Below are 12,444 nucleotides of genomic sequence, written 5' to 3' on the forward strand. Positions count from 1 at the left end.
GCAGCGGAGGAGCTTTGCGCCTTGCCGGCGGCGATGCGTGGCCCTATATCGCGGTGGAGGACGACCTCACCACCTTGGCCATCACTGCGGGACGACCCGCCTGTTTTCCCGGAGGGAAAGACATGCGCAGCGTCGCAGACCGCATCCGCCACGCAGTGAGTTTCGAGCTGATTGGGCTCGCGATGATCACGCCCCTCGGCGCCTGGGTCTTCGCGATACCGATGCACGATATCGGTGTCGTGGGCATCGGTGCCGCCACACTCGCCACGGGCTGGAACTATCTCTACAATCTCGGTTTCGACCACCTGTTGCGCCGCTTCACCGGCACGACGCTGAAGACGGTGCCCATGCGCATCTTCCATGCCCTGCTGTTCGAGGTCGGCCTGCTGATGATCCTGATGCCCTTCATCGCCTGGTATCTGGGCATCACTCTCTGGCAGGCCTTCGTCATGGACGTGGCCTTTGCCCTGTTCTACCTGGTCTACGCCTTCGTCTTCAACTGGGCCTATGACCGGCTCTTTCCCCTGCCCGAATGGCAAACGGAGAAGGCTGGCGCCGCGAACTGACGCGGTGCCAACTCATGGCCTGATCAACAGCGTGATCGACCAGGTGACGAAGGCGACCACCGCCAGTTTCCAGAAGTCGCTGCGTCGCTTCAAGCCCGGCAGGCCGAGCGGCTTGATCACCTGGACGATCATCGCGAGAATCAGAAAGGCGGAGATGGCCTTGGTCATCGAATTTCCTTGTGGAGCCCGCACGGAATGTCGCACTGGCGGCTCTTGATACGGCGACGCAGCCACATCACTGTCACTTTTGCCCGCCAGAAGGTAATCCTGCAAGCACCAAGGTCGTATTCAGACAACGGTAGGAACATCCGGCTACAGTGAATTCGTCGTGCACCTCCGTTCCGGGCGCCACCCACACCAATCGACAAGAATGCCATGAGACGTAATCTTCTGCCGGTAATGGCCCTGCTTCTGGGCACGCTTTTCCTGTTCCTCGGAAACGGCCTGCACGGGCTGCTGCTCCCGGTGCGCGGCGCAGCCGAAGGCTATTCCAACGAGGTTCTCGGCCTGCTCGGCACCACCTGGGCCGCCGGCTTCGTGCTCGGCTGCTTTGTGGCACCTAAGCTGGTCATGCGCGTCGGCCATGTCAGGGCCTTCTCCACCTTCGTCTCGCTGATTTCGGTCAACGCACTTTTGACCGGCATCATCGTCGATTCGACCTGGTGGGTAGCGCTGCGCGTCATCACCGGATTCTGCACCGCCGGCACCTCGATGATCATCGAGAGCTGGTTGAACGAGCGCGCCACCAACGAGAGCCGGGGCATGATCTTCTCGCTCTACATCTCGATCACCCTGATTGGCGTCGTGGCGGGGCAGATGCTGGTGGGCCCGCTTGACCCTCAGACCACCGTTCTCTTCATGGTCTGCGGCATCGTCTATGGCTTTGCCGTGATGCCGACGCTGATGTCGACCGCAGCCACGCCGCAGCCGCTCCGATCGATCAAGCTCGACCTGCCACTGCTCTATCGCAACTCGCCAGTCTCTTTCGTCGGCATCCTGATGATCGGCATCGCCAATGGCGCCTATGGCACGCTGGGCGCCGTCTTCGGCGCCCGCACCGGCCTCGATGCCTCGACCATTGCCCTGCTTCTGTCGGTGACGATCTTCCTCGGTGCCATCATGCAGTTCCCGGCGGGGAAGCTCTCCGACCGCATCGACCGTCGCTACGTGCTGGCCGCACTCTCGGCACTTGCCGCCTTTGCCGCCCTTGGCCTTGTCTTCCTGACGCCCACCGATCCGCTCTGGATCTTCATTTTCGTCGGCATCTATGGCGCTGCCGCCAACGCCCTCTATCCGATCGCCGTTGCCCATGCCAACGACTTCGCCAAGCCGGATGAGTTCGTCAAGGTTTCAGGCGGCCTGCTGCTGCTCTTCGGCATCGGCACGATCATCGGCCCGACGCTTGGCGGTCCGGTCATGACCGCCGCCGGCCCCTATGCCCTGTTTGCGGTCACGGCAATCTCGCATCTCCTGATCTCGGCCTATGCGATCTATCGCAGCCGCCTGCGCGCCGCGATCCCGGCTGCCGATCGCGAGAATGTTCCGAACCTGCCGATCTCGGCCTCGCCGATGAGCAGCACGCCGGAAGGCCTCAGCCTCGATCCGCGTGCAGCGCCTCTGCCGGACCAGGAGCCGTATGACGAACAACAGCAGAGGGAGGCGCGCGCATGATCATCGACGAGGAACCCCGCAAGCGCGGCACGAGCCATGAACTGGGTTGTGATCTCTCCGCCATCTCTGCCGACGAATTGCGGCACCGAATCACGCTGCTCGAAAGTGAGATTGAACGGATCAAGGGCGAGATCGGTCGCAAGGAGGCTGGCCGCAAGGCCGCCGACAGTCTCTTCGGCCCCAAAGTATAACGGGTAATTTCTACAGGAATGGCGGCGAAAGAACCATTTCTCATGTTTCCGTTTACTTCACGTTAAGCCTTCTGCGCGAAACTATGGGTATCCAGAGCTCCTGGATTCAGGCGATTTCCTTATTGTAGGTCGATCTGATTTTCTCCCTGTTTTACCTTGAGAGCCGCATTTGCGGCTCTTTTTTTGTCCAAAGGGGCAAAGGTTTCACGAAGGTGTGGGAATTAACCCTTCCTTAAGTTTCGCCTTGCGGATTTGGGCTATTGGTAGCATCGTAGCTTCACAAGATGCGGCAGGAACAAGTTCGTAGCGCTGCCGTTACATGCCTAAGTGATGCGTTTACAGGGAAACACTCATGTCTGAACTCGGTGTGAATACGGTTAGCTTCGCCGGTCGTGTGGCAGCGTCCAGCCAGTTCAAGGCGACCTATGCCGAAGGCATGGGATTGGTTGAAGAAACCGCCGCCTATCTCGACGGCTCCGGTCGCGCAGCCGCAAAGGTTCTGCCGCGCCAGGCATCGGTTCTGTATGCGGCCGAGTCGATGCGCCTGACCACCCGACTGATGCAGATGGCCTCGTGGCTTCTGCTCCAGCGCGCCGTCAACAATGGCGAAATGAGCCGCGACCAGGTTCTGTCGGAGAAGAGCAAGGTTCGTCTCGACGGTTTCAACGTCGATCGCTCGGCACCGGGCTGGAACGATCTGCCGGAAGCCTTCCGCGACCTCGTGGAGCGTTCCCTGCGCCTCCAGAACCGCATCGCCCTGCTCGACCGCGAGATCTATCGCCCGGCCACCGAAGATGACTTCCAGCCGGACAACGAAAACAGCGTACAGGCTCAGCTGAACCTGCTTCGGACCGCATTCACCGCCGGCTGATCACGCCGCAAGCACCACCTTTCACCCGGCCAGCGATTGCTGTGCCGGGTTTTTGTTGTGGTGCGGGCGCCTCTAAACCTAGTGAACCCCTGGGGCAACGACGCCCTTCACGGTCGCACTGATGCAGAGGCAGGCGACGGCAGGATCAGCCTGCCCGTCGCAGTCTTTGCCCGTGCGATGCGGACGCAGAGCCAGGCTTGGCAGAGAGCTTGAATTGGCTCACCAGCGAACGCAGACGTCCGGCCTCCTGGGCGAGCCCTTCGGAAGCAGCCGTCGCCTCTTCCACCATCGCAGCATTCTGTTGCGTGGTCTTGTCCATGTCGTTCACGGCACGATTGACCTCCGCCAGGCCCGTCGATTGCTCGGAAGCGGAGCTGGCAATCTTGTCCATGAACTGGTTGATTTGGGAGACATAGCCTCCGATCGTGCTGAGTGCGACACTGGTGTCGCGCACGAGCTTCACGCCACTATCGACCTGGCTTGAGGAGTTCTGGATCAGCCCCTTGATTTCTTTCGCCGCATTGGCGGAACGCTGAGCAAGCTCGCGCACCTCTTGAGCGACAACCGCGAAGCCCTTGCCGGCCTCTCCGGCCCGCGCCGCTTCGACACCCGCGTTGAGCGCAAGGAGGTTGGTCTGGAAGGCGATCTCGTCGATCACGCCGATGATGTTGGAGATCTGCTGAGAGCTCTCCTCGATGCGGCGCATGGCGTCTTCCGCATTGGCAACGACTTCGGCCGACCTTGCTGCATCCTGATTGGCCACCAGCGCGATCTTGCGCGCCTGGTCGGTCGTGTTGCTGGCAGAGGTGACGCTGGACGTGATCTGGTCCAAAGCCGCAGCGGTCTGTTCGAGGGATGCGGCCTGCCGCTCGCTGCGCGTAGACAGGTCATTGGCACTTTGCGTCAGGTCCTGCGTGCCCTCATCGATGGTCGCGGCTGTGGATAGCACAGAGGCAAGAACCGCGGACAATTGCTCGACCGAGAGATTGAAGTCCTGACGAAGCGGTTCGTAATTCTGGTTCAGCGGCTGCTCGAGGCGGTGCTCCAGATCCCCTTCGGCGAGGCGCTTCAACCCGCCCCCGATGGATGAGACGGCGACCTTGAGATGTTCCGCCTCCTTCTGGAGCAAGAGATCACGCTCACGACGCTCCTCCTCCATCTGCTCCTGGCCTTGCTGAAAAAAGTGGTTCATCGCAACCGCGACATCGCTGAAGACGGCACGCATCAGAGTGAGCAACAACTCATCCCGCTTCGACTTGTTCTTCCACCGGACTTTATCGACGAGCGCGCAGATGAGGCCACTGCTGTAGTGGGCATAACCACTGAGGTAATCGACATAGTCCACCTGCGAGGCAATGTTGCGTGCAATCACTGCCTGCTCGTCGAAATAGCCTTTGGAGAAGTCGCCAATCGAAATGCTTCGGAATTTTCTCTCTTCCTGACTGTACAGGGCGTCCGGCAGTGGGCTGACGCCGATGGACTTGTAGGCACGCTCCAGCACGCCCCGAAGTTCCGGCAGGATCGCGTCGCGGACAACCTCACCCTTGACCTTGTCCGCTGCATTCCAAGACTTCAGTTTCGCTTCGATGTCGATCATGCGCGCAACCCGCTCCGAGTTTTGGGTTAGAATATGCGCATATTGAGGTATTCATACTGAACAACCTGTTAACTTGGACGAGGACGGACAACGCCAGCTGCAGCCCAACAAGCGGCGGGCAGTTCGAATGAATTCAGGCATCGAAAGCTCGACCGTGACGCGGACAGGATGAAGTCGGCAGAGCGCGCCAACAACGCAAAAGCCCGGCACAGAGGCCGGGCTTTTGGTATTCAATATCGTTCGAACGATCAGAGGCCGAGGCCGCCGAAACGCTTGTTGAACTTCGAAACGCGACCGCCGCGGTCCAGCAGCTGCTGGTTGCCACCGGTCCAGGCCGGGTGCGAGCTCGGGTCGATTTCCAGGTTCATGACGGCGCCAGCCGAACCCCAGGTCGAACGCGTCTCATATTCGGTGCCATCGGTCATGACGACTTTGATGACGTGGTAGTCGGGATGGATGTCAGCCTTCATCGCTCTATTCCTGCTGTGCCGTGGGGTCCATATGCCGCAATTGCCTCGGCAGAACCTATTCAATAGATGAAGCCGCAGTCCGTCTGGGCTACGGCTTCCCAATTCGATGCCGTGCCTATACATGAAGGGCGCAGGGATAACAAGTGCCATGGCGCGAAAGCCCGTAAGCACTGAAGGAGCATGACAGAGTGACCTCGGAAGCAGATACCACAGACAAGAAGCGCCGCTCTCTGAAGCCTCTGACCAGCCTTTTTCCCTATCTGAGGAACTACCGGGGACTGGTTGCCGGCGCCCTCGTCTTCCTCTGTCTGGCAGCGGCAACCACGCTCGCCTTGCCGATCGCCATCCGCCGCATGCTGGACCATGGCTTCCAGGCAGCCGACAGCGCCTTCATCAACAAGTATTTCGCCATGATGATCGTCATGGCGCTCGTGCTCGCCGTGGCAAGTGCCCTGCGCTACTACTATGTCATCACCATTGGTGAGCGCGTCGTGGCCGACCTTCGCCGCGATGTCTTCGCTCATGTCACGCGGCTCTCGCCCTCCTTCTTCGACATCAACCAGTCAGGCGAGATTGTCTCGCGTCTCACCGCCGACACGACTCAGCTGAAATCCGCCGTCGGCGCGACCGCCTCGCTTGCATTGCGCAACACCATCCTCTGTCTGGGCGCCGTGGCGATGATGATCGCCACCAGCCCGAAGCTCTCGATCATGGTGCTGGCGGCCATCCCGGTCATCGTCTTCCCGCTGGTCGGCTTTGGCCGATCGGTCCGCCAGCGCTCGCGCACCGCCCAGGACACACTCGCCGGAGCCTCGTCCTATGCAGGCGAAGTCATCAGCGCCGCCCGCACGCTACAGGCCTTCAATGCCGAGGAAGCCGCCCGTGGCCGCTACTTCTCCGCAGTCGAAAGCGCCTACGAAGCCGCCCGCTCCGCCATCCGCTCGCGCGCCCTGCTGACCGGTGTCGCCATCGCGCTCGTTTTCGGCAGCGTTGTCGGCGTGCTCTGGTACGGCGCCCAGAGCGTACTCGCCGGCTCGATGAGCGGCGGCACGCTCGGCCAGTTCCTGCTCTATTCGCTGATCGCGGCCGGCTCGCTCGGCACCCTCTCGGAAGTCTGGGGGGAACTCTCCCAGGCCGCCGGTGCGGCCGAACGCCTGCATGAACTGCTGGCCGAACATCCCGCCATCGCGGCCCCGGCCGTACCCAAGGCCCTGCCAGAACCAGCCCAGGGCAGCCTGACCTTCGACAACGTCCACTTCACCTATCCGTCGGCGAAGACGAAATCAGCGCTGAACGGGCTCTCCTTCTCGGTCGCCCATGGCGAAACGGTCGCAATCGTCGGCCCCTCGGGTGCGGGCAAGAGCACGATCTTCTCCCTGATTCTGCGCTTCTACGATCCGGCATCCGGCACGATCAGGCTCGACGGCGTCGATATTCGCGAAGCAGATCCGCAGGCCGTTCGGGCACGCATCGCGATCGTGCCGCAGGACACGACGATCTTCGCCTCGTCGATCCACGACAACATCGCCTTCGGCACCCCCAATGCCTGCCGCGGCATGGTCGAGTCGGCAGCGGAATCGGCCCAGGCCAGCGAATTCATCAGCAAGCTGGAAAACGGCTTCGACACCATCGTCGGCGAACGCGGCGTGACGCTCTCCGGCGGCCAGCGCCAGCGCATCGCGATTGCCCGCGCCCTCTTGCGCGACGCGCCGCTGCTTCTTCTCGACGAAGCGACGTCGGCGCTCGACGCGGAAAGCGAGACCCTCGTGCAAAAGGCCCTCGACGGACTGATGCGCGACCGCACCACCATCGTGATTGCCCACCGGCTGGCAACCGTGCTGAAGGCCGACCGCATTCTGGTGCTCGACGACGGCCGGATCGTCGAGGAAGGCACGCATCAGAGCCTCATCCAGCAGGGCGGCCTCTACGCCAAGCTCGCCCGGCTGCAATTCGAGACCGGTGGCCGCGACTTCACCGCAGCAGCGCAGTAGCGCTCGCCCCACACCCGTGATGGGTGGAGATCCACCCCTCAGAAGGCGTCAAATGGGTGGATTTCCACTCACTCGATGCCACCGCTCCTCACCCAGGACCAATGACGCACGGCCTCTGGTTGAACCCGTCCGCATGCCTGCCACACTTACGCTCGTTGCCGGAGCTGGAGGAGCAGCGTCGGCGGACATTCGACACTGGATGGAGGAGTAGTCATGTCGTTCACCAAATCCCTTTTTGCCGCCGGTCTGAGTGCCGGCCTTCTGCTGGCTGCCCAGGCACAGGCAGCCTTTCCCGAGCGTCCCGTGACGCTCGTCGTGCCCTTTGCCGCAGGCGGATCGACCGACGTCGTCGCCCGCGTGATTGCCGAGAAAATGTCGGAGGATCTCGGCCAGCAGGTGATAGTACAGAACGTGGCAGGTGCCGGCGGGAGCCTCGGCGCCGGCAATGTCGCCCGGGCCGAGCCGGATGGCTACACGATCCTGATGGGCACGGTCGCCACCCACGCGCTCAATCCACTGATCCTGAAGAACAAGCCCTATGACGCCGAGGCGGATTTCGCCCCCGTCTCGCTGCTGGTGCTGGTGCCGAACGTGCTGGTCGTCAATCCCGAACTGCCGGCAAAATCGGTCGAGGAGCTTCTGGCGCTCCTGAAGGCCGAGCCGGACAAATGGAGCTACGCATCCTCCGGCAATGGCACGCCTCTGCACCTGTCGGGAGAGCTGTTCAAGTCCATGGCCGACGTGACCATGGAGCACATCCCCTACAAGGGATCGGGCCCTGCGCTCAACGACCTGCTCGGCAACCAGGTATCGGTCATGTTCGACAACCTCCCCTCCTCGTCTGCCCATATCAAGGCGGGCACGCTGAGGGCGCTCGCCGTGACCACGGCCGAACGGGCGCCATCCTTCCCGGATATACCGACCATGGCCGAGGCAGGCCTGCCGGGCTACGAAACCTATACCTGGAACGCGCTCTTTGCCCCGAAGGACACGCCGAAGGAGGTCGTCGACCGGCTGAACGCCGCAGCCGTCAAGGCCATGGCCGACCCCGGTGTCGCCGAGCGGATGAAGGAATTCTCCGCCACAATCGTTGCCTCGACCCCGGACGAACTTGCCACGCATGTGAAGGCCGAAGTCGCGAAATGGACGCCGGTCGTCAAGGACGCGAACGTCCAGATGGACTGAGCCGAAACCGGCACGAACGGAAAAGGGCGGCACGCGCCGCCCTTTTTATTCGGCCTCTGCGCCTGATCAGCGCCCGACGCTTCTCCCTGCCACCCGGCCGGAGAACAGGCAGCCCCCGAGGAAGGTGCCTTCCAGCGCGTTGTAGCCATGCATGCCGCCGCCGCCGAAGCCGGAGACCTCGCCCGCCGCATAAAGCCCCGGCACCGGCTTGTTCTCGCGGTTCAGCACGCGCCCGTCGAGATCCGTATGCAGCCCACCCAGCGTCTTGCGGGTGAGGATATGCAGCCTGACGCCGATCAGCGGACCGGCTGCCGGATCGAGTAGCCGGTGTGGCTTGGCCGTTCGCATCAGCTTGTCGCCGAGATAGTTGCGTGCGCCGCGAATGGCGACAACCTGCGCATCCTTGGAAAAGCTGTTGCTCATCTCACGGTCGCGGGCCTCAATCTGGGCACGCACATGATGCACGCCGAGACGATGCTCGCCTGAAAGCTCGTTCATCCCGGCGACGAGGTCTTCCAGATTGTCACGAACGACGAAATCCTCGCCCTTGTCCATGAAGGCCTGCACCGGCCCCGGCGGGTTCTTGCCGAGACGCTTGAGGAGCAGCGGAATATTCTTGCCGGTCAGGTCGGGGTTCTGCTCGGAGCCCGAGAGTGCGAACTCCTTCTTGATGATCGCCTTGTTCAGGATGAACCAGGAATAGTCATGTCCGCGGGAGCGGATCGCCTTCAGCGTCGCGAGCGTGTCGAAGCCCGGCATCGCCGGAGCCGGGAAACGATTACCCTCGGCATCGCACCAGAACGAAGACGGTCCCGGCAGGATGCGGATGCCATGGTTTGGCCAGATCGGATCCCAGTTCTTGAGGCCCTCGGTATAGTGCCACATCCGGTCGCCATTGATGATCTCGCCGCCGGCACCTTGCGTGATCGCGAGCATGCGACCATCGACATGGGCGGGAACGCCGGCCACCATGTGTTTCGGGGCCGGTCCGAGGCGATCAATCGGCCAGCTCTTGCGGACGAGGTCGTGATTGCCGCCGATGCCACCGGAGGCCACGATGACCGAGCCCGCTCGAACCTCGAAATCACCGACCACGTTGCGCGAACTCGATCCACCGCGCGGTGTCGCATCTCCGGCGAGAATCATGCCGGACGCGCCGGTGACGGCACCATCGGTCACTGTCAGGCGGTCGACCTGATGGCGAAAGAGGAAGGTGAGTTTGCCCGTGGCCGCCGCAGCCTCCGCGCGCTGGACGAAGGGCGCAAGTACGCCGGGGCCCGTCCCCCAGGTCACATGGAAGCGCGGCACCGAATTGCCGTGACCGTCCGCGTGACCACCGCCCCGCTCCGCCCAGCCGACGACCGGGAACCAGCGCACGCCCTGCTCTCTCAGCCAGCCGCGTTTTTCTCCCGCAGCAAACTGCAGATAGGCTTCGGCCCATTGCCGAGGCCAGAAATCTTCCGTGCGATCAAAGGCCGCCGACCCGAACCAGTCCTGCCGCGCCAGCTCTAGGCTGTCGCGAACCCCCATGCGTCGCTGCTCCGGGCTGTCGATGAGGAACAGACCGCCGAGCGACCAGAAGGCCTGGCCTCCCAGGTTTTGCGCGCCTTCCTGGTCGATCAGGCAGACTTTCAGACCGCGATCGACCGCCTCCGTGGCAGCCACCAGTCCAGCGAGACCGCCGCCGATGACGATGACGTCGAATTCCTGCATGCCGCCCTCCCGATGCCAATTTCCTTACCTTTACGCGCACGTAAGACTTCAGGCAAGTTGTCTGACGGGCAAACAATTCCGCATGGGCTCAGCGCTCGGTCAGCTTGAGCTCGATGCGCCGGTTCTGGGAGAGGACTTCGGGCGAATCGCCCTCGGCAATTGGCTGAAACTCGCCGAAGCCGGCCGCCACGAGGCGGTTGGCAGGCACACCACGGGAAATCAGATACTTGACCACGGAGGTGGCACGGGCGGACGAAAGCTCCCAGTTGTCGCGGTAACGACCCGTGCCGGTGAGAGGGGAAGCATCCGTGTGACCGTCGACGCGAAGCACCCAGTTGATCTCCGGGGGAATTTCCTGGGCGAGTTCAAGCAGGGCCGCAGCAAGCTTGTCCATCTCCGCCTGCCCTGCAGCATCGAGATCAGCCCCACCGACGGGGAAGAGGACTTCCGACTGGAAGACGAAGCGGTCGCCGACGATCCGGATGTTTTCGCGATCGGAGAGGATCTCGCGCAGCCTCCCGAAGAAGTCGGAGCGGTAACGGTTCAGTTCCTGGACACGCTGGGCAAGCGCCACATTGAGACGGCGTCCAAGATCGGCAATCCGGGCCTGGGACGACTGACCCTTGGCCTCGGACGCCTGCAGAGCCTCCTCGACCGCCGCGATCTGCGCCCGCAGAGCAGCGATTTGCTGGTTGAGCAGCTCGATCTGGCTCATGGCGCGAGCGCTGACCTGCTTTTCGGTATCCAGGGCATCGGTCAGGCGCCCCACCTTTTCGTTGGCCACATCGGCAGATCCTGCCCCGCTGTCGAGGAGCTGTTGCAGCCGCGACCGATCGGCTTCCGATGACGCAAGAGAGGATTGCAGGGACGCCAGGGTATCCTCGAGATCCTGCTTGCCGCTCTTTTCAAGCGCCAGCAACTGCGTCAGTTCCGCGATCTGGCTGTTCAGCCGGTTGAGCACCTCGTCCTTGCCCGAGATCTCGCGGCCAAGGATGAACTGCGCAACGACGAAGACCGTGAGCAGGAACATGATCGCGAGCAGAAGGGTCGACAGGGCATCGACAAAGCCCGGCCAATAGTCGATGCCGCGCTCGCGGCGCCGGTTGCGCCCCAGCGCCATTTACTTGTTGCTCCCGCTGATCTTGTCGTTCAGCCGGTCGAGCGTCTTGCGCATGGCACGCGCATCCTCCTGTTGCGCCTCGATCCAGTCACGCAGCATCTGCTGTTCGTTGCGCATGTTCTTGACCAGCCCCTGAATACCCTCGGCCAGGCCCGCAATCGCGGCCACCGAGCGATCATTGCCCTCACGGCTGGCGAGCTTCTGAATCTCTACCACCAGAAGGCGGACATCTTCTCCAGCAACCGCCCCAGACGCATCCGTGACCACCGGACGTTCGGAATCGAGATCGGTCACCGAGGACAGCCAGTTTTCCAGCTCCGTGTAGAAACGGTTCTGCGCACGACCAGCCTGGAGGTCGAGGAAGCCCAGGATCAGCGAGCCCGAAAGCCCGAGCAGGGAGGACGAAAATGCGGTGCCCATGCCGGCGAGCGGTGCCGTCAGGCCCGATTTCAACGATTGCAGGATGTCATTGCTGTCACCGGAGGCCGGATCCAGCGACTGGATCACCGCGTTGATCGAGCCGATCGTTCCGATCAGGCCCCAGAAGGTACCAAGCAGGCCGAGAAAGACGAGGAGGCCGATCAGATAACGGCTGGTGTCACGCGATTCGTCGAGCCGTGTGCCGATCGAATCGAGAATGGAACGCAGCGCGGTGGTCGAGATCGCCATCGAGCGGCGACCGCCGATCAGCGCCCGCATCGGCGCAAGGAGACGCGGATCGCGGCCCACCCGAGCGGCATTGTCGCCAGCTGCACGGAACGAGTTGAACCAGCGCACCTCCGGCCGCAGCGCAAGCACCTGGCTGAACACCAGGATGATGCCAATGGCGAGAACACCCAGGATCAGGCCGTTCAGGCCGGGATTGGTGATGAAGGCGGCGTGTGCCTGCCGATAGAGGATGGCGGCGATGAACGACACGATGATCAGGAAGATCACCATCGTCGTGAAGAAGGGCATCGGGCTGGAGAGCTTCTGACCGTATTCTCCTGTCGGCGTTCCGGCCGCCTCCAGGTCCTCCAACTTCACTTTCGCCATAATACACTCGACCTCCGGGGAATCTTGGACCGGA

At 62.4% G+C, this 12,444-nt stretch carries 12 protein-coding genes; 6 read left to right on the forward strand and 6 right to left on the reverse strand.

Annotated elements, in window-relative coordinates:
• The first annotated feature begins 122 nt into the window (after window positions 1-122).
• Window positions 123-566, forward strand: coding sequence for a PACE efflux transporter (locus J2045_RS00235; protein ID WP_307367762.1), 444 nt, complete (start codon window positions 123-125; stop codon window positions 564-566).
• Between the two features lie 12 nt (window positions 567-578).
• On the opposite strand, the gene J2045_RS00240 is transcribed toward J2045_RS00235, so the two are convergent.
• Complete coding sequence (locus J2045_RS00240; RefSeq protein WP_307367766.1) at window positions 579-734, reverse strand: hypothetical protein; 156 nt, start codon at window positions 732-734, stop codon at window positions 579-581.
• A gap of 207 nt (window positions 735-941) precedes the next feature.
• On the opposite strand from J2045_RS00240, the gene J2045_RS00245 reads away from it, so the two are divergent.
• The 3 genes from J2045_RS00245 (at window position 942) to rcdA (ending at window position 3,299) form a co-directional block, all read left to right on the forward strand.
• The gene (locus tag J2045_RS00245) at window positions 942-2,237 is read left to right on the forward strand and encodes an MFS transporter (RefSeq protein ID WP_307367769.1); all 1,296 of its coding nucleotides are present in this window, start codon (window positions 942-944) and stop codon (window positions 2,235-2,237) included.
• Window positions 2,234-2,428 (forward strand): DUF1192 domain-containing protein, encoded by a 195-nt coding sequence (locus J2045_RS00250; protein ID WP_307367772.1) that lies wholly within the window; start codon window positions 2,234-2,236, stop codon window positions 2,426-2,428. Before J2045_RS00245 ends, J2045_RS00250 begins: the two co-directional genes overlap by 4 nt.
• A gap of 352 nt (window positions 2,429-2,780) precedes the next feature.
• Window positions 2,781-3,299 (forward strand): protease adaptor protein RcdA, encoded by a 519-nt coding sequence (gene rcdA, locus J2045_RS00255; RefSeq protein WP_166600941.1) that lies wholly within the window; start codon window positions 2,781-2,783, stop codon window positions 3,297-3,299.
• Window positions 3,300-3,444: 145 nt separating this feature from the next.
• Here rcdA and J2045_RS00260 read toward each other — a convergent pair whose 3' ends face one another.
• A complete protein-coding gene (locus J2045_RS00260; RefSeq protein WP_307367775.1) occupies window positions 3,445-4,896 on the reverse strand; it encodes a methyl-accepting chemotaxis protein in 1,452 nt (483 codons plus the stop codon).
• Window positions 4,897-5,144: 248 nt separating this feature from the next.
• Window positions 5,145-5,366 carry a 50S ribosomal protein L31 gene (gene rpmE, locus J2045_RS00265; RefSeq protein ID WP_166600943.1) on the reverse strand — a complete coding sequence of 74 codons (222 nt, stop codon included), beginning with the start codon at window positions 5,364-5,366 and terminating at the stop codon, window positions 5,145-5,147.
• A 188-nt stretch (window positions 5,367-5,554) separates the two neighbouring features.
• On the opposite strand from rpmE, the gene J2045_RS00270 reads away from it, so the two are divergent.
• Complete coding sequence (locus tag J2045_RS00270) at window positions 5,555-7,357, forward strand: ABC transporter transmembrane domain-containing protein (RefSeq protein ID WP_307367779.1); 1,803 nt, start codon at window positions 5,555-5,557, stop codon at window positions 7,355-7,357.
• Between the two features lie 213 nt (window positions 7,358-7,570).
• Window positions 7,571-8,542 carry a Bug family tripartite tricarboxylate transporter substrate binding protein gene (locus tag J2045_RS00275; protein WP_307367784.1) on the forward strand — a complete coding sequence of 324 codons (972 nt, stop codon included), beginning with the start codon at window positions 7,571-7,573 and terminating at the stop codon, window positions 8,540-8,542.
• A 66-nt stretch (window positions 8,543-8,608) separates the two neighbouring features.
• Here the strand turns inward: J2045_RS00275 and J2045_RS00280 are convergent, their stop codons facing one another.
• The 3 genes from J2045_RS00280 to J2045_RS00290 all read right to left on the reverse strand — a co-directional run bounded on the left by J2045_RS00280 (window position 8,609) and on the right by J2045_RS00290 (window position 12,410).
• Complete coding sequence (locus J2045_RS00280; RefSeq protein WP_307367788.1) at window positions 8,609-10,255, reverse strand: FAD-binding dehydrogenase; 1,647 nt, start codon at window positions 10,253-10,255, stop codon at window positions 8,609-8,611.
• An 88-nt stretch (window positions 10,256-10,343) separates the two neighbouring features.
• On the reverse strand, window positions 10,344-11,375 hold the full coding sequence (locus J2045_RS00285; RefSeq protein ID WP_307367790.1) for a peptidoglycan -binding protein: 1,032 nt from the start codon (window positions 11,373-11,375) through the stop codon (window positions 10,344-10,346).
• Window positions 11,376-12,410, reverse strand: a complete 1,035-nt coding sequence (locus J2045_RS00290) for a flagellar motor protein MotA (RefSeq protein WP_307367793.1) — start codon at window positions 12,408-12,410, stop codon at window positions 11,376-11,378.
• Window positions 12,411-12,444: the final 34 nt, after the last annotated feature.

The sequence above is a fragment of the Peteryoungia aggregata LMG 23059 genome (genome assembly GCF_030814435.1).
Taxonomy (GTDB): Bacteria; Pseudomonadota; Alphaproteobacteria; order Rhizobiales; family Rhizobiaceae; genus Allorhizobium; species Allorhizobium aggregatum.